Source organism: Roseibium album (assembly GCF_965233825.1).
In the GTDB taxonomy this organism is placed as follows: Bacteria; Pseudomonadota; Alphaproteobacteria; order Rhizobiales; family Stappiaceae; genus Roseibium; species Roseibium album.
This window is the reverse complement of the sequence record NZ_OZ247583.1, coordinates 5,478,125-5,498,315: the sequence shown is the minus strand read 5'-3', so window position 1 is coordinate 5,498,315 and position 20,191 is coordinate 5,478,125. Positions and strand designations below refer to the sequence as shown.

The window sequence follows — 20,191 nt, the reverse complement described above, 5'->3', positions numbered from 1 at the left end:
GCCCGCCTTCTCTGAATTTGCTGAAAGTTCTTTGGGTCCTAGAAGAGCCGCAGAACGTTCTGGTCTGCCTGAGCCGCAAAGGACAGGGACGTGGAGGCGAGGCTCTGACGGGTCTGCAGCGCCAGAAGGTTTGCACCTTCCTCGTTGGTGTCTGCAAGGGTCAGTTTGCCCGCACCTTCCTCAAGCGTGCCGATCAGGGACTTGGTGAAGTCCTGACGGTTTTCGACGATCGACAGGTTGGTACCGAACGAGGACGCCTGGGTTCTGAGCGAGCTCAGGGCCGTGTTCAGCTTGTCGACCACACGGTTGATGTCGCTGTCGGTGGCAAAGCCACTGTCGGAAACTGCCGACAGGGTGATGCCGTCCGTGTCCGCAACGAAGTTCGCGCTGGCAAAGTCAGTGTTGTCACTGGTCAGTGACAGGTCGGTCTCCGACGTGATGGACAGCTTGCCTGAGGATGTGTCGAAGTCGGCGGAGACGCCCTGGAAATCGTCAGCAAAGGATTCCAGGTCAGCAACCGTGGTGTCGGCTTCGATCTCGAGTGATCCGAGTTCGTAACCATTGCCGTCGGTCAGGGTCAGCGTGTCACCAACCGAGAACGAACCTGTTTCCGACAGCAACTGGGTCGTTGCCGTCAACGCGCTTGCGTCGAAGTTGAACGAACCAAGTGTTGCGGTGACGGATCCGTCCGTGATGTGGAAGTCCTCATCACTGTAAACAGTCAGATCACCCGTGTTGTTGTCGAACTCGGCACGAACACCGGCTATGGCATTGAGGCCGTCAACCAGATCCTGGACGGTCGCGCCTGCCGTGATGTCACTTGCGCCGGAAAGAGCAGCAGGTGCTGTTGCCGTGTCATTGACAAAGGACAGGGTTGTCGTCGTGGAGATCGCGTTGGAATCCGACAGGGTAGAGTTTGTTTTCAGGGTGGACGTGCCATCCGTCAGGTTGATGGTCGTCTTGCCGCCCTGAAGCTGCAGCGATGTGGAAGATCCTTCGCCTTCCGCCAGGTCCGACAGGTTGAGGCCCGTGGACAGGGCTGTGTCGGTATAATCGACAGCCGAGATGTTCAGTTTGGACGTGGAATCTTCGTTGAAGATCGTGGTGAGGTCGTTGCCGGTACCTGCAAGCAGGTTCTTGCCCTTGTAGGACGAATCCTTGGAAATGTCCTCGATCTGCGTGAGCAGTTCGTTGTACTGGGCGGCAAACTGCTTGCGCTCGTACTGGCTTTGCGTCTGCAGAGCCTGGTTTGCAATCGCCTTCGCCGATTCAGCCAGTGTCGTGATCGAGGCAATTCCCTCGTCGGCTGCCTTCAGGGTCTGGACCGACTGGCCCATGTCGTCGAGCAGTGTGCTGAGGTCGTTTGCCCGGGACGTGAGGCCGGAAGCGGTGAAGAAGTTGCTTGGATTGTCCAGAGCAGAATTGACCTTCTTGCCGGTGGCCAGTTTGTTCTGGACATCTGACAGAAGTTCCGCAGTTGACTGGAGTGAATTCAGGTTCTTGCGAACCGCGCTGGACAGTGTGATGTCAGCCATTATTTGATCCTTTCTAGGAACACGAGATACAGAACCCATCCTGGGAACGCGTTGCTAGAAAACATCTAGGGGAGGAAATATTGGATAAATAAAAAAGGTTAGCGTTATTTAACCCTAACGCGATGTAAATTACTTTCTTGAGGAAATTCTCTACTCGAATGAAGGTTGTTCGCATTCTTTATTTATAAAATCGAGAAAAATTCAAATACTGTTTCGACTCATGAAAATTTCTGGGATCTTGATTTGTTATCTCAGGAAATATACTTCCTGTTATTTTGAATATTCCGATACTTATTATTCCTTCTCTGGTCGATGAATTTGTTTTGTTCGCCGTGCGACAAGTATGACGTCTATCTTGCGAGAGTCTGATCCGGCTTCGTCCGGACGCAAAAAAGGCGGGCCGGGGCCCGCCTTCTCTGAATTTGCTGAAAGTTCTTTGGGTCCTAGAAGAGCCGCAGAACGTTCTGGTCTGCCTGAGCCGCAAAGGACAGGGACGTGGAGGCGAGGCTCTGACGGGTCTGCAGCGCCAGAAGGTTTGCACCTTCCTCGTTGGTGTCTGCAAGGGTCAGTTTGCCTGCACCTTCCTCAAGCGTGTCGATCAGGGACTTGGTGAAGTCCTGACGGTTTTCGACGATCGACAGGTTGGTACCGAACGAGGACGCCTGGGTTCTGAGAGAACTCAGGGCCGTGTTCAGCTTGTCGACCACACGGTTGATGTCGCTGTCGGTGGCAAAGCCACTGTCGGAGATCGCCGACAGGGTGATGCCGTCCGTGTCCGCAACAAAGTTTGCGCTCGCAAAGTCAACATTGTCGCTGGTCAGTGACAGATCGGTTTCCGACGTGATGGACAACTTGCCGGATGTGGTGTCGAAGTCGGCGGAGACGCCCTGGAAATCGTCAGCAAAGGATTCCAGATCGCCAACCGAAGTGTCGGCTTCGATCTCGAGCGATCCGAGTTCGTAACCATTGCCGTCGGTCAGGGTCAGCGTGTCACCAACCGAGAACGAACCTGTTTCCGACAGCAACTGGGTCGTTGCCGTCAACGCGCTTGCGTCGAAGTTGAACGAACCAAGTGTTGCGGTGACGGATCCGTCCGTGATGTGGAAGTCCTCATCGCTGTAAACAGTCAGATCACCCGTGTTGTTGTCGAACTCGGCACGAACACCGGCTATGGCATTGAGGCCGTCAACCAGATCCTGGACGGTCGCGCCTGCCGTGATGTCACTTGCGCCGGAAAGAGCAGCAGGTGCTGTTGCCGTGTCATTGACAAAGGACAGGGTTGTCGTCGTGGAGATCGCGTTGGAATCCGACAGGGTGGAGTTTGTTTTCAGGGTGGACGTGCCATCCGTCAGGTTGATGGTCGTCTTGCCGCCCTGAAGCTGCAGCGATGTGGAAGATCCTTCGCCTTCCGCCAGGTCCGACAGGTTGAGGCCCGTGGACAAGGTACTGTCGGTATAATCGACAGCCGAGATGTTCAGTTTGGACGTGGAATCTTCGTTGAAGATCGTGGTGAGGTCGTTGCCGGTACCTGCAAGCAGGTTCTTGCCCTTGTAGGAAGAATCCTTGGCAATGTCCTCGATCTGCGTGAGCAGTTCGTTGTACTGGGCGGCAAACTGCTTGCGCTCGTACTGGCTTTGCGTCTGCAGAGCCTGGTTTGCAATCGCCTTCGCCGATTCAGCCAGTGTCGTGATCGAGGCAATTCCCTCGTCGGCTGCCTTCAGGGTCTGGACCGATTGGCCCATGTCGTCGAGCAGTGTGCCGAGGTCGTTTGCCCGGGACGTGAGGCCGGAAGCGGTGAAGAAGTTGCTTGGATTGTCCAGAGCAGAATTGACCTTCTTGCCGGTGGCCAGTTTGTTCTGGACATCGGACAGAAGTTCCGCAGTTGACTGGAGTGAATTCAGGTTCGCACGAACCGCGCTGGACAGCGTGATGTCAGCCATAGTCTAGATCCTTTCTAGGAACATGATGTAGGAACCCTTCCTGGGTCCACGAGACATCAAGCGGCCGACCGAGGTAACAAAACCTAAAGAAACTTGGTTAGCGCAATTTAACCCTAATGGAACGTAAATGGTTGAAAGCACGATATATTTGCTGTGCTGAGGTCTTTGTTACGGAAACAAGCGGAATTCGTCATTGCCATTGAGCCGCAATGCCCTGGGTGGAAGCACTCGGCGCTGCCATTCGTGAGTTGGACAACGTTTCACCCGGCATGGTGACGCCGGTTACAGTGCTCCACTTTCTGTCCGACATTGCGTGCCAAGCTGCGGGCGGGAAGAGGGCATCGATCACATTCTCAAGAAAAGCCGGCACGGTATGACGGACTGGTGGCAAGTGGCGTGTAGAATAACGTCGCAAGACCTTTGCCAGACTGGCGAGCGCATGTCGGTTCAGGAGAAAGTTGCCGTGATCGTCTGACGCGACGCATACAAACAGGACACTCCACTCAGGCAAAGACGCCTTGCAGCCGCCTCAGGAAAATGCCGAAACTAGTGTCGGGTCTGTGAAAAAGGCAGTGTCCGAGTGGTGAAATCTGCGTGCGCGATCAAACGACGAGTTGAACCGGTTGAGAAGATTCTTCTGTTTGCTGGTTCTCGACCGTTTCAGCGTAGGCACGCAACCGCAACAATGTCTCGCTTGGGATCTGGCGCAGTACCTGACCGGTATCGGTGTTTGTGGCGACGAAGACCAGGCTTTCGCTGTCAGGATCGACCACATTGCGGCGCTCAACCTGCGGCGTGGTCCGTTGTGCGGCCCGTTGAGACTGCTCATTGTCTGCCGACCTGCGTCCATCCTGCGTTTCGCTTGATGGGTTCACAGTTTCCTTGGCAGGCAAATCCGTTTTCGCTGCAGGCACATTCTTTTCCGGAGCCCGCGTAACCGGCGTAATCGCCGTATATGTCGGCGATGGCGGCCGGGCAATTCCCGTATCCAACATCTTTCTCTCCGGTGTACTCGATACAAACACCCGTACGCTCTCGACTTTAATTCAAGGAAATGAATCTTCTGTTAACGAAATGGTTAGAATTTGCCGGGTGCAGTCGGTGCGTCGAATTGATTCGTTTTCCCATGGCAGGCCACACAGGCTTTCAATGACACAACGAAAAAAGGCTCTCGAGTGGAGAGCCTTTCAAGCTTGGTGATCTGCTGAAATCGGCGGAAGCCTACAAGGCCTGGTTCACCGCGATCCCGCGCGCCGACTGTGGGCCTGAAGGGGCACCGCCATCCCGGCCGTAGGTTGTCGGTGTTGTCGCGTTCTTGGCACCTGCCGCTTTCGCGACCGTTGAAACGATGCTGTTCGCGACGTCCCGCGCAGTCGATAGAACGGCCAGGTTGATCCTGAGGACAGGCTGGAATTCACTGTGCTGGCGGCGAAGCGACTGTGTTGCGGACGGGGACAGGTTGCCGAGGGCAACCGCATGTTCCTTGGCTGTCATCATGCCGCGCGTATATTCGTGGATCAGCCGAGCCTTGTCCGGTTGAAGTTCACCGGCTTCCTTGAGTTTTCCGGCCCGCACAAGATCTGTTTCCATTTCAATGACGGACAAGAGCGCTTCCATGGTGCCCGACAGGGCAGAGCAGAAACCGTCTGCATCCTGCTTGCTTGCCGGTCGATCCAGAGAAAATGGAAACGAATTCGCGTTTGGTTGTGCAGTCATCTGCCCCCCTCCTGCAATGCAAGCAGCTCGCGCTCGACGCTGTCGGCCAGGCCGATGCCACCTGCTTTGGATATTGTACGTGCATATTCGTCTATCAAAAGTTTCTGCCAGGCGTCGGAGCCGGTACCGCCGCCCCAGGTTCCACCTTCGTTCAGTCCGGTAAACATGTTCTGAAGCATGGTGTTGAGGAACACGGCTTCAAAGCCTTCGGCCGCGTCACGAACGGCACTCTTGCTCGTGGTATCCACACCACGGACTGCGTCGAGCGGGTCAGGTTGACTGGTGGCAGGGGCGATCGACTGGATCATCACAGCACCTCGATTTCGGCCTGCAAGGCACCTGCCGCCTTGATTGCCTGCAGGATCGAGATCATGTCGCGCGGCCCGATGCCAAGCGCATTCAGTCCATCCACCAGCTGTTTGAGCGTGATCGTTTCCGGTACGATTGCGAGCTTCGTTCCGTCCTCGTTGACCGACACCTCGGAACGCGGCACGACGACAGTCTGGCCGTTGTCGGCAAAGGGCAGGGGTTGGGATACCTGTGGCGTTTCGGCGATCGTAACCGTCAGATTTCCCTGAGCCACGGCCACCATCGACACCTTTACGTCCTGGCCCATTACGATGATGCCGGAATTCTCGTCAATCACGATGCGGGCGGCAAGATCCGGTTCGACGATTAGCTGTTCGATATCCGTCAGAAGATCGACGATGTTGCCGTTATACTGTTGCGGCAGGTCCAAACGTACGGTTGCCGGATCAAGAGGCTCGGCCGTCGGCATTCCGATCAGTTCATTGATGGACAGCGCGACGCGGCGTGCGGTCGTAAGATCGGGGTTGCGCAGTGCAAGACGCAGCGTGGTCAGGGACGCAAGCTGGAAATCCAGCTCCCGTTCGACGAGACCACCATTGGCTATGCGACCGGCGGTCGGAACACCGCGGACAACAGAGGCAGCGTCCGCCTGTGCCGAAAACCCGCCGATTGCCACAGACCCCTGGGCAATGGCGTAGACCTCGCCGTCGGCACCAACCAGTGGCGTGACAAGCAGCGTACCGCCCTGAAGCGAGTCTGCATCGCCAAGTGCGCTGACATTGACGTCGATCCGTGTTCCCTGAGTGGCAAAGGGAGGCAGGTTTGCGGTCACCATCACCGCGGCAACCGTGTCCGTATTCAGTGCGATGTTCCGGGTGTTGACACCAAGACGTTCAAGCATTGCCTGCAGGCTTTGCTGCGTAAAGGGCGTGTTGCCGAGCGAGTCGCCGGTACCGTTGAGGCCAACAACAAGTCCGTAACCGATGAGCTGGTTTTCCCGGATCCCTTCAAAATCTGCAATGTCCTTGATCCGGGATGCCGCTTCGGCACTGGAAACCGCAATGCTCGCTCCGATGAGCGCGAGGACGGCAATGAAAGTGAGCCGTCCAAACCACTGAGAAATTTTGCCACCCATGTTCCGCATCACTGTTTCCGGTCCGGTTTCGTTTCCGGCCAGATCGCCGGGTCACCTGAGTTTGGAATGCGTTATGCGAGAGCCGTGCCACATTTGCGCCGTGATCGCCTTTTTTGAGGAAGTGGCTGTTTTCTGCGGCTCGTGGCGCATTGTTTCCCTCCGGACCGGACAAGAATGTCGAATTTAGTTAATGAAATCCTTTTCCAGGCAGGCAAATATTGCCTCCCTTGCAAGGATTCAATTACTCTTCCCGGCAGAATCTGACACGTAACAGGACAGATCCGGAAAGATTTCGGTCGAACCAATCGTCAGCCGGAACGGCAAATGATCATGCGCATCACAGGTAACAAACCCGTCACGGGCGTTCAGGGCAAGGGGGCACGGAAACAGGCCACCACCGGCGGTGAGCAGTTTACGCCCGATCTTGGAAGCGAGGTGACTCAGTCGTCGCAGACGGCCGGTGGCACTGCAATTCAGGGCATGGACGCGCTGCTTGCCTTGCAGGAGGTTGATGAGCGGGCAGAGCGTCGATCCCGGGCTGCGCGCCGCGGCCATTCGCTGCTTGATACGCTTGAAGCGGTGCGTGCGGATCTGTTGGCAGGCTTCGTGTCGGAAGAACGTCTGGAGGTGCTGGCAAGCCAGGTCACAAACCGGCAGACCAGCGGGGATGACCAGATCGATTCGGTTCTTGAAGAGATCGAATTGCGAGTGAAAGTTGAGCTCGCAAAGCTTGGACGTTTTACCGACCGGTGATGGTCACAATCGGGTCAAAATAGCGCTAAAACTGTTCAATTGGCGCTCAACGGATTGAAAGATATGACATTTCTTTAATGCTATTTTTCGGAAATGAACCGTTGTCGGGGAACAGAACCGGCTATATATTGCGCCCGGCCTAACGGTAATCCGGAGCTATCGATGACGGTAGAAATTGAGTCTGAATATCGACCCTCGGACAACGAGCCGTTCATGAACGACAGGCAGCGAGAGTATTTTCGAGATAAACTGCTTGCATGGAAAGACGAGATCCTGAAAGAAAGCAAGGAAACGCTTACGAACCTTCAGGAAGAAAGCCAGAACCACCCAGATTTTGCCGACCGTGCGTCTTCTGAGACAGATCGCTCAATTGAACTGCGCGCCCGGGATCGTCAACGCAAGTTGATTTCAAAGATCGATGATGCTTTGGAACGTATTGCTGACGGGAGCTATGGCTATTGCGAGGAGACCGGTGAACCGATCTCCTTGAGGCGCCTCGAGGCCAGACCGATCGCCACATTGTCGATCGAGGCCCAGGAAGCGCATGAACGTCGCGAGAAAGTGTATCGCGACGACTGATTTCCAGAAACGGCTGGCTTGCTGAATACGGCAAGTCCGAGCAACTTTTGAACCTCCCCTCCAGGGGAGGTTTTTTCTTTGTCAGATCCAGTCAGTTGGCGATCTTGTCGGCCATTACGGCAATTGTCTGCTGATAGACACTGGCCTTGTTCCATTCCTTGATGACGCGATAGTTTGCCGTGCCCGGACCCCAGGGTTGACCGCGCCGCCATCCTTTCTTCTTCAGATAGTTCGCGGTGGACGCCAGAACGTCGGGAATGGAGCGGATCAGGTCGCGGCGGCCGTCACGATCATAGTCGACCGCGTATTTGACATAGGAGGAGGCAAGAAACTGGGTCTGGCCGATTTCTCCAGCCCAGGCCCCGCGCATTTCTCCTGGCGACATATCGCGGCGCTGAACGATGACCAGAGCATTGACGAGTTCGTTGGTGAAGAACTTCGACCGGCGGCAGTCATATGCGAGCGTTGCCAGCGACTGCAGGACCGGCATTTTGCCGGAGTAGCCGCCGTAGTTGGTTTCCAGCCCCCAGATTGCCAGGATAACCGGGGCCGGGACGCCGTATTTCTTTTCGATTCTTGAAAACAGCCTGCGATATGTCTCGCCGAGTTTCTTTCCCCTTCGGATCATCGCATTGTTGACCCGCTTTGCATAAAACTGCTTGAAACTCAGCTTGAACGATTTCTGGTTGCGATCGAGGCGGACGACCTTCGAGCTGTATTTCGCATTTTTCAGAGCTTCCCGCACGATACGTTGCTTCAACCGATAGCGTGACGAATTCGCGATGAAGTCCTGTTTCCAGACTTCAAACCCCGCGGGGCCATTCCCGCAAGTGGCCGCGAAAACGGGTGCGGTTAAAATCAGGAAAAAGCTGACAATAGAAACAAAGACAATTTGCATGAAGCCCCCTGTGAATCGAGCTGTCTTCCTTCGGCATTCTAAATCAAAATGACGCCACGTCATCTCGGAAAGTCCAAAATCCTCCGAAACGAGAACGGGCACGGCACTCGGGGAGCGAGATACCGTGCCCGTCGTCAGCCGCCACAGTCCCAGTTTCTAGAACACTTTGACCGAGGCTGGCCGGGGGATCGTTTCCAGTGCCGGGATCATCAGAACGGCAGCAGGATATCCAGAACCTGGTTGCCCACACGCGGCTGCTGAACCGTAGTGATCTGGCCGCGACCGCCATATCCGATGCGGGCCTCAGCTATTTGTTCGCTGGCAATCCGGTTGTTTGCGGTGATGTCTTCAGGCCGCACGATACCGGCGACAATCAGTTCGCGGACTTCGAAGTTCACGCGAACTTCCTGCCTGCCCTCGATGACAAGATTTCCGTTCGGCAGAACCTGGGTGACAACTGCGGCAATGGAGGTCTGGAGGGTTTCTTCCCGGTCGACACTGCCAGCTCCCTGGAAACTTGAGTTGCTGTTGACATTGCCAAGATTGCTGGCCGCCATGTCTGCCGGCAGGAAGATCGTATCGATCGCCGTTCCCAGTGCGCCACCAACTCCTGCGCCGTTTGTCTCGGTTCTGTTGCGCTCGGTTTCGTTTTCAATCTCTGCTTCATCGTCAATCGTGACTACGACAGTCAGAATATCACCGACCTGGCTGGCCCGCTGGTCCTTGAAGAAGGCCCGGCTTCCGGACTGCCAAAGTGAATTCGGATTGTAGTGAACCTGCTGTGGCTCCGGCATCGGCATCTGGACCGGCCGGTATCCGGGTGTCGTTGTCGGATCCTGGATTGCATTCAGGGCAGGTTGCTGACCGACTTGCGCAAGCTGGTCTGCGGTACCACAGCCTGCAGCAAGCGACGCCAGCGCAATACTTGCCAAAAGATGGCGGGGAAGGGAGGTCAACATTAGTTCGTCTCGCTGTTCAGGCTTGCAACGACAGGATTGGCGGTGTGGACACGTACCTGCCCACGTGACATGACGGTTGCTGGAATGATACGTCGTGACTGGAGATTCATGACGTCTATGACATCACCCTTGGCACCTTCTTCCAGTGCTCTTGCCCTTGAAGTCAGTTTCAAGCCAGGCATGTTGAAGGTCACCGTGACCTTGTCTCCCCGTGTTACCAGGACCGGACGCTGGAAATTCCTGCGGGAGAGCGGCATGTTGGCGCGAATGCTGTTACGGGCAGCCATGCCGGTAACTTCCGATGGGTCGATGACGGCACCCGCAGGCGTCTTTGAGCGGGCAAGACGCATCACCGTCAGGTCTTCTTCCTTCAGGATGTCACCCCGGCGAAGCGGCTGTGCGAGCGTGACGACTTCGACCATTTCGTGGGCAATGCCTGTAAGTGTCAGCGGTTCGGTGCCATGTTCGACGGCAACGCTGGCCTGAACAATAAAGCGCCCGCTTGCCTGCACCCAGTCAACGCGGTCGAACCGGATCGGTTCTGCAACTTTCGGGTCGGCGAGAACGCGGTTGGGTGCCTGAATGAGCTTCACATCCAGATTGTTCGGGTCGATGCCTGCGTTCCGTTCGGCCAACGTTTTGCGCACAAGGCTTGCCAACTGGTCTCTGCCCAGTTCAGTCGCGCCCCTGTGTACGACAACGGTTCTCAGACCGTCAGTACCGGCAGTGGTCAGACCAGCGGCCCGCGCCCTTTCAGCGACCAGGTTGGCCGGGACATTGCCCGACGTGCCCATGTCCGGCGAGCGAAAGAGCGGTTTTGCGGCATGGGCACCGGCATCGGAGTAGAAATCGCCTACAGTCACGATCTCGGAAAGTGTCATGACCTGGGAACGCAGGACCGGTTGGACTTCTGCGATTGCAGACAGCCCGGTGAACCCCATGAACAGAAGGCCAAGCGTAGCTTTGATCAGATGTTTCATCATCTCGGCTTTCCTGCGTTAACGGAGGTTAGCGGTGGTTGAGTACATCTCGTCTGCCGCCTTGATGATCCTTGAATTCATCTCGTAGGCACGTTGCGCGGAGATCAGGTCGGCGATTTCGGTCACCGCGTCCACGTTTGCCATTTCAAGGAAGTACTGCTGAACATTGCCGAAGCCGCTGTCGTTCGGATTGCCTGTTTGCGGCGTGCCGCTGGCATTGGTTTCCAGAAACAGGTTGTCGCCGATGGCTTCCAGGCCTGATTTGTTCACGAAACGGGCAAGCTGGATCTGTCCGAGCGTAACGGTGCCGCCGGTCTGATTGATGCCCTGAACTTCGCCAGTGTTTGAAATTGTGATGTCCTGGGTGCCGTCCGGAATCGTTATGCCCGGATTGACGGTGTAACCGTCAACAGTGACCAGTTGCCCGTCGGCATCGCGTTCGAATGAGCCGTCCCTCGTATAACCGGTGTTTCCATCCGGAAGTTCGATCTGGAAAAAGCCTTCGCCGCGGATGGCGACATCCAGTTCCTTGCCTGTCTGTTCAAGAGAACCCTGGGACATGATACGCGCGGTCGACGCGATCTTTACACCGGAACCGATCTGAACGCCGGTTGGAACTATGGTTCCTGCATCGGAGGTCTCGGTGCCCATCCTGCGAAGGTTCTGATAGAGAAGATCCTGGAAATCCGCCCGTTGTTTCTTGAAACCCGTTGTCCTCATGTTGGCAACGTTGTTCGAGATGACTTCGACGTTCCGTTCCTGGGCCTTCATGCCGGTGGCGGCGATCTGCAGTGCTTTCATGATCTTAAATCCTCTGGAGCCCGTCAGGCTTGAACTCTTCCGAGCGTCGAGATGGCCTGCCGGCTCAGCTCATCGATGTCTTTCAGCATCTTCGATACCGCTTCGTATGATCGGGTGACTTCGATCAGGCGCGTGACTTCAAAGACGCCATCCACGTTCGATTGTTCCAGCGCTCCCTGCACGACCTTGGTCGCCGCCGGAACGCCTGGATTTTCGCCTGCAAAAATGGTTTCGGAGAGCTTTTCCAAATCCTGCACATTTTCAAACGAAGCGACCCGGATCTGACCGCGAACGCCAAGTTCGGTGGCAATGGTGCCATCCTCGGCGATTTCGATGATGCCGTCTTCGTTGGTGAAGGTTAGGGGACCGGCGGATGTCATGACCGGTCGGCCCTCGGAGGTTACAAGCTGTCCGTCCGCGTCCAGGTGAAAAGCGCCGTTGCGTGTAAAGGCTTCACCGCCGTCCGGCATTTGCACCACAAAAAACCCTTCGCCCTCAAGAGCGATGTCGAGTTCGTTGCCGGTAAGCTTGAAACTGCCATTGGCAAAATCGGTGTGCGAGGAATAATCGAGAACATAGGACAGTGTTTCATCCGGCGTCTCGAATTCGGTCGCCTCGGCCACCGGCATCATATATTCCTCAAACAGCAGGTTTTGCGATTTGAAACCCGATGTGTTGATGTTCGCCATGTTGTTGGCGATGACATTCAGCTGATTCCGCAGGGCGGTCTGCCTGGAAAGGCCAATTAGCTGTGCGTTCTCCATGTGAACGGTTCCTTTTGCTCCCCGATGAGCCGTTCGGTCTCCCCAGACTTGCGGGCTCGTTAAGGTTAATGCACGTGCCGTGCCAGTTTTTAAATCCTTGGAAAATCTGGGTAAAAGACGAAACAGCAGGGTGCGTGCGGCAAGAGATTCCGGCAGAAGTTAACCACTTGGCAATTTTTGCCTGGTGACTCGCGTTAACGGCTTGGTAACCATTCGTTAACCATTAACTCTTTAGTAATAATTATCGCGCGCGAGCGCCGGATAATGCGGAGTTCGGAATGGCTGACGAAAGCGCTGCTGCTGATGAAGACGTCGAGGGCGAGAGTGAAGGCACTGCGGGTGGCAGCAAGAAAAAGCTGTTTCTGTTTGGCGGTATCGGCCTGGTGGTTCTGCTGGCCGCGGGGGGCGCGGCCTACTATTTTCTGATGGGGTCCGCAACGCCGACGACGATGCCTGACGATGCAGGTTCGCCTGTCGAGGTTCAAAAGCCGGTGGTCTTCTTCGATCTGCCGGAAATGACGGTGAATTTGGCGACGGAAGGACGGACGACCTATCTCAAGGTCAGGATCGCGCTGGAAGTCGAAAATCGCGCGATGATCGATCAGATTCAACCGTTTCTGCCGCGCATTCTGGATGCGTTTCAAATTTATCTGCGCGAATTGCGCCCTGCGGACCTGGAGGGGTCTGCCGGTCTGTTCCGTTTGAAGGAAGAATTGCTCAGACGGATCAATTTGTCGGTGTATCCGGCGAAAGTGGAAGGGGTTCTGTTCAAGGAAATCCTTGTGCAGTGACACGATGAATGGCTGATAGCGACGAAGACGACGATCTGTCCGAAGAAGACATGGCTGATGCCTGGGGAGCCGCTCTTGCGGAGCAGGGCGCCGGTGGTGATGATGATGACGATCTAGCCGCCGCCTGGGGTGCTGCGCTTGAAGAGCAGGGTGCCGGCAGTTCCGACGACATGGCTGCCCAATGGGCGGCGATGATCGACGACAGCGAGCCAGACCTTGAAAACGCGACCCGTGGTGCGGATCGTGTTCTCAATCAGGAGGAAATCGACAATCTCCTGGGCTTCAATATCGAGGATACGATTGCCGGCGACCAGAGCGGTATCCGGGCACTTATCAATTCGGCGATGGTCTCTTACGAGCGATTGCCGATGCTCGAGATTGTCTTTGACCGGCTGGTGCGGCTGACAACGACCTCGTTGCGGAACTTTACGTCTGACAACGTGGAAGTGTCGCTCGACTCCATCAGCTCCGTCCGGTTCGGCGACTATCTCAATTCCATTCCGCTTCCGGCGATCCTTGGAGTGTTCAAGGCCGAGGAATGGGACGGCTTCGGGCTGATCACGGTTGAGTCCAGCCTTATCTATTCGATCATCGACGTGTTGCTCGGCGGCGGGCGCGGGACCTCTGCGGTGCGGGTCGAGGGACGTCCATACACCACGATCGAAACCGGCCTCGTGCAGCAGATGGTGGCGCTGATACTGCAGGATGCGGAACATGCTTTCGCACCGTTGTCTCCGGTTCACTTCAATCTTGAACGCCTGGAGACCAACCCGAGATTCGCCGCTATCTCCCGCCCGGCGAATGCCGCGATTCTCGTTGAGCTGCGGATCGATATGGAGGACCGTGGCGGGTCCGTCGAGATCATGATGCCCTACGCGACACTGGAGCCGATCCGCGATCTGCTGCTTCAGATGTTCATGGGGGAGAAATTCGGCCGCGATCCGATCTGGGAAGGGCACCTTGCCAGTGAAATTCATGCAGCCGAAATCGAGGTGGATGCGGTGTTGCATGAAACCCACCTGCCGTTGAGCAGGGTCCTCAGTCTGGACGTTGGGCAGACACTGGTTTTCGATGTCGCTCCGGCGGATTCGGTGACGATCAAGTGCGGAAATGTCCCGCTGACCGAAGGTACTCTCGGCAAGGTCGAGGATTCCATTGCCATCCGGGTCGCAAAGAACTTGCGCAAGCCCAAAATGACGCTGGCGGCTTTCGAGCGGGCCATGCAGAACGAAATGGAGCAACCATGAGCACTTTGCCAATCGGAATGATCATTGAAGGTCTGGTCGCGGTGCTATTGCTGGTCACGATCGGCTATTGCTGGATGCTCAATCGGCGCTTGCAACGCCTCAGAGCCGACGAAGAAGTGTTACGGGCAACCATCTCCGAACTTATGACTGCGACGGAGATTGCAGAGCGGGCCATCCTCGGTCTGAAGACTACGGCATCAGAGGCCGACAAGGTTCTTGGTACCCGCCTTAAGCAAGCGGAAACCATGTCCGGCGGTCTTGCAGAACAGATTGGTGAAGGTGAGAAAATCTTTACCAGGATTTCGCAGATTGCAGAGGCTGCAAGGGCTGCTTCCTCACAACAGGAACCGGCACCGCGCAGTGACGCCTATGCCGTCAGGTCTCCGACGGATGTTGCTGCATACGGGCAGCAGCCTGCGGGGCATGGTTCGCATCCTGCTCCGTCGACTCAGGCCGCGCCGGCACCTCAAGCTCCGGTCTATGAGCCGGAGCGCAAACGGACGAGCCGTGCGGCGGACATACAAAGTGCGGCGGCAGAGGCGACTGCAAGACTTGAACAATTCCGTAGACGGAACGGTGCTGCTGCATGAATTTGAGACTGTTGCCTTTGTTGGGAATCTCGGCAAGTGCCCTTCTTGCCCTGAAATTGCTCGGGCTCGCATTCGGACCGGAAAGCGAGAACCTGCCCATCAATGGTGCGGTTGCGCAGGAAACGTCTGCGGAAGGTATTGCTCCAGGTGAGGAGATGACTGCCGAAGTCAACGACCAACCTCTTGAAAACGAAATGGCGGCGCAAGAGGAATTCTCGGAGCCACCGGTACTGCCCGACAGTCTTGAAATCGGCGGCTCAGCTGCTGAAAGAGCGGTGTTGGAAAGCCTCGGTAAGCGCCGCGAGACCCTGCAGCAGCAAGAAGGTCAACTGGATCTGCGCGAGAAGCTGCTCCAGGCGACCGAGGAGCGGATTCAGAAACGGGTCGATGAGCTCAAGAAACTGGAGCAGCGTATCGAAACTGCCGTAGAGAAAAAGAAGAAGCAGGAGCAGGATGAGGTCGCTGGGCTTGTCACCATGTACGAGACAATGAAGCCCAAGGACGCAGCCCGTATCTTCGACAGGCTGAGTCTGCCGATTCTTCTGAAAGTCGTGCGCCAGATGAAACCCAGAAAAATGGCCGATATCTTGGCAAAAATGTCTCCGGAAAGAGCAGAACGACTGACCGTTGCAATTGCCAGCAACACGGGCTCGACCCCGCAGCCGGTGCAACCGGTGAGCGCTCCGGCCCCGGCCCAGCAAATGCTGCCGAAAATTCCTTCAAACTGAGCACTTCTTTCGGATTTGAAGGGCACACGTAAGGGCGCGTTAAGAACACTTACCTAACAATAGAGTGTTGGCGCTATCCGAGGACTGAACGACTTGCAGGCACCCATCCTGACATCGCGACAAAACTGCAAGCTCACGGACGCCTCAAAGGTGTGCCGGGCCTTCTGTTTTTCTGTCCTGATGGCGATCTGGGTCTGCCTTTTGTCAACCGCTCTTCCATTTGCCGCCAGAGCCCAGACACTGGAACCGGTGGACCTTCAGGTTGTTCCGGCGGAAGGTTATGGCCGTATTGTCCTGACTTTCAAGGACCGGACCTTGCTGCCGATCTATGATGCGGTGATTACCGGCGGTGTGTTGCGAATTTCATTCGAGGACCCCGTCGACATCAAGGTCGACGACGTGCCGCTGGACCTCGGCGACTACGTCACCATCGCGCGCCGCGATCCTGATGGAAGTGCAATCCGTTTTGCCTTGAAGAACCAGTTTCAGATCAACACGCTGGAGGCAGGCGAAAAGCTCTTCGTCGACATACTGCCGATGAACTGGCAGGGATTGCCACCGGGACTGCCGGACGACGTGGTCCGGGATCTTGCGAAGCGGGCGGAAGCCGCAATGAGAAAGGTGCGTGCGCTGGAGCAGGCGCGCCTGAAGGCCCAGGAAGGTCCGGAAGTCACGCTGCATGTCGGTGAACATCCAACGTTCACACGCCTCGTTTTCGATTGGTCGATCAAGTTCGACACCGCCTTCGTTCGGGAAAACGATATCATCAAGCTGACGTTCAACCATCCGGCGCAGCTGGATATTTCCCACTTGCGTGCACATCTGCCGCAAGGGGTCATCGATGCGACATCATTTCTGGACAAGGGAAAACTCAAGTTCCTGATGCGCGTCGAACCGTCGGTCGATATTCGCGCTTTCAGAGAAGAGCAGACCTATGTGATCGATGTGACACCGGAAAACATGGAGCCCAATGATCCGGCGAATGCTCTGATCAACAAGGAGCTTTCCGTCGCGGACAACGAAAACCGCGAGAACATGATCACGGCACCGGGTCTGCGTGACACGCGTGAAGTGGACAATCCACGTGGCTTGCCGCCAATCAGCAGCGGAAACGTCTCGGGCGGCGTGATGAAGGAATCGCGGGCAGATGAATCGCCCGCATATACTGTTCTTCCACTAAGCGGATCGCTTCCGGATGAAGAAACGCAGTCGCAGGCAAGTGAGCCCGGTCCTGAAACGAAAGAGGCCGCGGCGATTGAAAATGTGCCTGTTGCCGGGACACCGGAGCACGTCTCTGTCACGGAAAATGCGGCCGGCAGGTCGCCAGGCGCGGCACCGAGGGTGAAACCCGCGATACGGTCGCAAGGGCCACCTGAACAGGAATTGGAAACGGCGGCTGGCGAACTACCGATAGTGATCCCGCAAGACACGACTTCCGCAATTCCGGTATCAACGGCGACCGCTTCGGCGGTCGAAACGCTTGCAGCTCCTGAACTTGCCCGGTCTGCAGAAGAAGGGGGCGGCGTTGGCAGCGGTCCCCAGGGGGAGCTTGTCACATCCGCCATATTGCCTGACGGGACACAAAGCGCCGGTGCAGGTGACAGCGGTGTATTGCCGATTGTTCTTGCCCAGACTTCTCCTGGTGCCCTGCCGCTTGCAGAGACCCAGCCTGAAAACGAGGGCGTCGTGCGCAAAGCGCCGATGCTCGATCTCTCAAAGAAGAAGATCGGAGCGCCTGAGGAGGGCGTACCAGTTCAAGAGGGAAATGGCATTCCAACGCTGAAACCTGTTCAGCAACCGGTTGCCGATATGCAATCGGATCGACCTGGTCCTGGTGAATCTGTTCAGATGGAAGGCGGAGCGACGCTTGGTACCGGCGAGGTGCCAGCGGCCATACAACTGCCAAGCAGGACCACTGCAGCGCCGGAAGTCTGGCGCGCGACCGGGGGGGATGTTTTCGCCGACGAGCGCCCGTCTCCTGAGCGGCCGCCCGACAATGTGGCCGAGGAAGTCAGGAATTTCGTTTCGGCAGAAGCACGCAGAATCGGTAACACGGTGCGGGTAGTCTTTCCGTTCTCGGAGCCGGTATCGAGTGCGGTCTTCAGGAGAAATGACAGCATCTGGCTTGTTTTCGATACTGATGCGACGATCGATACACGTGGAATGGTATCAGCCCTTGCCGAAACTGCGGAGAGGATCGATGTCGAACAGTTCGAGGACTATCAGATTCTCAGACTGGACATGAATGATCCGGTGCTTGCGACCGTCGGTGTTGATGGCAATGCCTGGTCGCTTGTGATCGGGGACATGATCCTGGAACCTTCCATCCCGCTGCAGCTTGAACGCAATGTTCGCGGCGATGGCGGATCGGTACTGCGTGTTCTTTACCGGGATCCGCAGCATATTCGGGAGATCACCGATCCGTTCGTCGGCGATACCATTTCGCTGGTCACGGGTTTCGGGCCACCTCGCGGCTTGCTCAAGCCGCAGAAATTCGTCGACCTTGAAGCATTGAGTTCTGCACAGGGCATAGCGATCGTTACCCGCTCAGACGGTATCAAGATGCAGGTACTGGGTGACGATGTGATCATCGAAAGAAAGGGAGGACTTTCTCTTTCGAACCGCCATCTGCGCGGCGGTACAGGCGCCCTGAACACGATCGTCGACCCTGAAAGTTCCAATGTCGAATTCGTGTCCCTGAGCACCGAAGGCCCGGGAGCCTATCGGTCCAGACTTATCGAGCTCCAGAGAAAGCTTTCACGGTCGCCCGCCGGCAAACGCAGAAAACCACTGATCGAACTGTCGCGGTTTTATCTCGCGCACCAGTTTGCACAGGAAGCGCTCGGGTTGATGAACCTGGCTTTGGAGGAAGAACCGGCGCTCGCGGAAGATACCTCATTCAACCTGATGATGGGTGCGGCCCAGACGATGGCCGGCAGGCCGCAGGAGGCCTACGCTCATCTCAATCGCCCCGATCTGAAAAACAACCCCGACGCAGCCATCTGGCAGACGATTGTCGACGTCAAGCTCGGGAACTGGACACCCGCGCGTATCGCCATGCCGCGGGGTCGCACTGTGGTCGGCAACTATCCCTCAGCCATTCAGACCGAATTCAAACTTGCCGCCGCGCAGGCGATGGTTGAAGTCAACGATTTCGGTGTCGCCAATGGCGTTCTGGCCGAGATTGAACCAAGCGAAGTCACTCCGGCACAGGCAGCGCGCTACGACATCTTGCGCGGACGCGTTGCCGATGCTTCCGGCCGTTCCCAACAGGCGCTGACTGTTTTTGATCTGGTGACGCGCTCCGACGACCGTCCCCGTGCCGCTGAGGCAGAATACCGCGCCTTGCGGATCCGCTACCGGGACGGTGAGCGCAGCGTCGACGAGACGATCGACCAGCTGGCCGGGCTTGCAACGTCCTGGCGGGGGGATGAAGTCGAACTCAAGACACTGCGCTTTCTTGCGCAGCTCTATGCCGAGCGGGGACAATACCGGGAAGCGTTCGAAGCGATGAAGTCGGCGGTCCAGGCGGATCCGGATTCAGACACGACGCGCCTTTTGCAGGAAGAAATGAACGGCCTTTTCAATGCCCTGTTCCTTGACGGCAAGGCGGACGAAATGTCACCGGTCAAAGCCCTTGCACTCTACTATGACTTCCGGGAACTGACACCAATTGGCCGTCAGGGTGATGAAATGGTTCGCCAGCTTGCAAAGCGGCTTGTGGAGGTGGACCTCCTGGATCAGGCGACCGAATTGCTGCGTCACCAGGTTGACAACCGTCTGAAAGGTGCCGCTCGCGCTCAGATCGCCGCCGATCTTGCCGCAATCTACCTGATGGACCGGAAGGCCGACGAAGCCTTGAGGGTGTTGAACAGGTCCAGACAGGCAAGTCTGCCATCTACCCTGGAAAGACAACGCAACATTGTCGAAGCACGCGCGCTCACCGAAAACGGTCGTCCGGACCTTGCACTTGAACTCGTACGCAACATGCGAGGATCGGATGTGGATCGCCTGCGCGCCGATACCTTCTGGGCCGCGGAAAGCTGGCGCGATGCCGGTGAGCAACTCGAAGCAATGCACGGGTCACGCTGGTCAGACAACATTCCCCTGGACGAACTGGAGCGACGGGACATCCTGCGTGCCGGGATCGCCTTTTCACTCGCAGGCGACCAGTTGAGCCTGGAACGGCTTCAAACCAAATACACGGGCAAGATGGCTCAAAGCCCGGAGGCACTGGCCTTTGAAGTTGTCACCAGGCCCATAGAGACACAGGGCGTGGAGTTTCTGGAGGTCGCCAACAGGCTGGCCGATACGGATTCACTTGAGACCTTTCTCAAGGAATATCGCCGGCAGTACATGTCGCCGACCCGCACACAAGAAGATCAGGCTGCAGCAGTGCCTGCCGGAAATGATCCTGCCGGGTAGATTGGCAGTTTCGACCGGCAATCAGCCAGGTCCCGTGCAAT

At 56.6% G+C, this 20,191-nt stretch carries 18 protein-coding genes; 7 read left to right on the top strand and 11 right to left on the bottom strand.

Annotated features, from left to right (window positions below):
- Positions 1 to 38: 38 nt before the first annotated feature.
- The 6 genes from ACO6TI_RS25270 to ACO6TI_RS25245 form a co-directional block, all read right to left on the bottom strand.
- The gene (locus ACO6TI_RS25270; RefSeq protein WP_422383612.1) at positions 39 to 1,535 is read right to left on the bottom strand and encodes a flagellin; all 1,497 of its coding nucleotides are present in this window, start codon (positions 1,533 to 1,535) and stop codon (positions 39 to 41) included.
- Positions 1,536 to 1,978: 443 nt separating this feature from the next.
- Positions 1,979 to 3,475 carry a flagellin gene (locus ACO6TI_RS25265; protein WP_422383611.1) on the bottom strand — a complete coding sequence of 499 codons (1,497 nt, stop codon included), beginning with the start codon at positions 3,473 to 3,475 and terminating at the stop codon, positions 1,979 to 1,981.
- 602 nt (positions 3,476 to 4,077) lie between these two features.
- Positions 4,078 to 4,470 carry a flagellar protein FlaG gene (locus ACO6TI_RS25260; RefSeq protein ID WP_055116590.1) on the bottom strand — a complete coding sequence of 131 codons (393 nt, stop codon included), beginning with the start codon at positions 4,468 to 4,470 and terminating at the stop codon, positions 4,078 to 4,080.
- Positions 4,471 to 4,696: 226 nt separating this feature from the next.
- Positions 4,697 to 5,191: a flagellar protein FlgN gene (locus tag ACO6TI_RS25255; protein ID WP_082442438.1), complete on the bottom strand. Its 495-nt coding sequence runs from the start codon at positions 5,189 to 5,191 to the stop codon at positions 4,697 to 4,699.
- A complete protein-coding gene (locus ACO6TI_RS25250; RefSeq protein ID WP_055116589.1) occupies positions 5,188 to 5,499 on the bottom strand; it encodes a rod-binding protein in 312 nt (103 codons plus the stop codon). The genes ACO6TI_RS25255 and ACO6TI_RS25250 overlap by 4 nt, the downstream gene beginning before the upstream one ends.
- Positions 5,499 to 6,635, bottom strand: a complete 1,137-nt coding sequence (locus tag ACO6TI_RS25245; RefSeq protein WP_422383610.1) for a flagellar basal body P-ring protein FlgI — start codon at positions 6,633 to 6,635, stop codon at positions 5,499 to 5,501. Before ACO6TI_RS25245 ends, ACO6TI_RS25250 begins: the two co-directional genes overlap by 1 nt.
- A 324-nt stretch (positions 6,636 to 6,959) precedes the next feature.
- Between ACO6TI_RS25245 and ACO6TI_RS25240 the strand changes: the two genes are divergently transcribed.
- Complete coding sequence (locus ACO6TI_RS25240; RefSeq protein WP_209003517.1) at positions 6,960 to 7,388, top strand: flagellar assembly protein FliX; 429 nt, start codon at positions 6,960 to 6,962, stop codon at positions 7,386 to 7,388.
- Positions 7,389 to 7,550: 162 nt separating this feature from the next.
- Positions 7,551 to 7,967 (top strand): RNA polymerase-binding protein DksA, encoded by a 417-nt coding sequence (gene dksA, locus ACO6TI_RS25235; RefSeq protein ID WP_029063077.1) that lies wholly within the window; start codon positions 7,551 to 7,553, stop codon positions 7,965 to 7,967.
- A 91-nt stretch (positions 7,968 to 8,058) separates the two neighbouring features.
- Here dksA and ACO6TI_RS25230 read toward each other — a convergent pair whose 3' ends face one another.
- The 5 genes from ACO6TI_RS25230 to flgF form a co-directional block, all read right to left on the bottom strand.
- Positions 8,059 to 8,865, bottom strand: a complete 807-nt coding sequence (locus ACO6TI_RS25230) for a lytic murein transglycosylase (RefSeq protein WP_422383609.1) — start codon at positions 8,863 to 8,865, stop codon at positions 8,059 to 8,061.
- A 209-nt stretch (positions 8,866 to 9,074) separates the two neighbouring features.
- A complete protein-coding gene (flgH, locus tag ACO6TI_RS25225; RefSeq protein WP_055116581.1) occupies positions 9,075 to 9,824 on the bottom strand; it encodes a flagellar basal body L-ring protein FlgH in 750 nt (249 codons plus the stop codon).
- Positions 9,824 to 10,807: a flagellar basal body P-ring formation chaperone FlgA gene (gene flgA, locus ACO6TI_RS25220; RefSeq protein WP_104702156.1), complete on the bottom strand. Its 984-nt coding sequence runs from the start codon at positions 10,805 to 10,807 to the stop codon at positions 9,824 to 9,826. The genes flgH and flgA overlap by 1 nt, the downstream gene beginning before the upstream one ends.
- A 15-nt stretch (positions 10,808 to 10,822) precedes the next feature.
- Positions 10,823 to 11,605 carry a flagellar basal-body rod protein FlgG gene (gene flgG, locus ACO6TI_RS25215; RefSeq protein WP_055116579.1) on the bottom strand — a complete coding sequence of 261 codons (783 nt, stop codon included), beginning with the start codon at positions 11,603 to 11,605 and terminating at the stop codon, positions 10,823 to 10,825.
- Between the two features lie 23 nt (positions 11,606 to 11,628).
- The gene (gene flgF / locus ACO6TI_RS25210) at positions 11,629 to 12,369 is read right to left on the bottom strand and encodes a flagellar basal-body rod protein FlgF (RefSeq protein ID WP_196876969.1); all 741 of its coding nucleotides are present in this window, start codon (positions 12,367 to 12,369) and stop codon (positions 11,629 to 11,631) included.
- 278 nt (positions 12,370 to 12,647) lie between these two features.
- On the opposite strand from flgF, the gene ACO6TI_RS25205 reads away from it, so the two are divergent.
- The 5 genes from ACO6TI_RS25205 to ACO6TI_RS25185 all read left to right on the top strand — a co-directional run bounded on the left by ACO6TI_RS25205 (position 12,648) and on the right by ACO6TI_RS25185 (position 20,150).
- Positions 12,648 to 13,160, top strand: coding sequence for a flagellar basal body-associated FliL family protein (locus ACO6TI_RS25205; protein ID WP_196876968.1), 513 nt, complete (start codon positions 12,648 to 12,650; stop codon positions 13,158 to 13,160).
- 50 nt (positions 13,161 to 13,210) lie between these two features.
- On the top strand, positions 13,211 to 14,407 hold the full coding sequence (gene fliM / locus ACO6TI_RS25200; protein ID WP_408008785.1) for a flagellar motor switch protein FliM: 1,197 nt from the start codon (positions 13,211 to 13,213) through the stop codon (positions 14,405 to 14,407).
- Entirely contained in the window at positions 14,404 to 14,997 is a 594-nt protein-coding gene (locus tag ACO6TI_RS25195) for a DUF6468 domain-containing protein (RefSeq protein ID WP_281929677.1), read from the top strand. Before fliM ends, ACO6TI_RS25195 begins: the two co-directional genes overlap by 4 nt.
- Positions 14,994 to 15,725: a MotE family protein gene (locus ACO6TI_RS25190; RefSeq protein ID WP_196895644.1), complete on the top strand. Its 732-nt coding sequence runs from the start codon at positions 14,994 to 14,996 to the stop codon at positions 15,723 to 15,725. The genes ACO6TI_RS25195 and ACO6TI_RS25190 overlap by 4 nt, the downstream gene beginning before the upstream one ends.
- Positions 15,726 to 15,905: 180 nt before the next feature.
- Complete coding sequence (locus ACO6TI_RS25185) at positions 15,906 to 20,150, top strand: hypothetical protein (RefSeq protein ID WP_422385334.1); 4,245 nt, start codon at positions 15,906 to 15,908, stop codon at positions 20,148 to 20,150.
- Positions 20,151 to 20,191 lie beyond the last annotated feature (41 nt).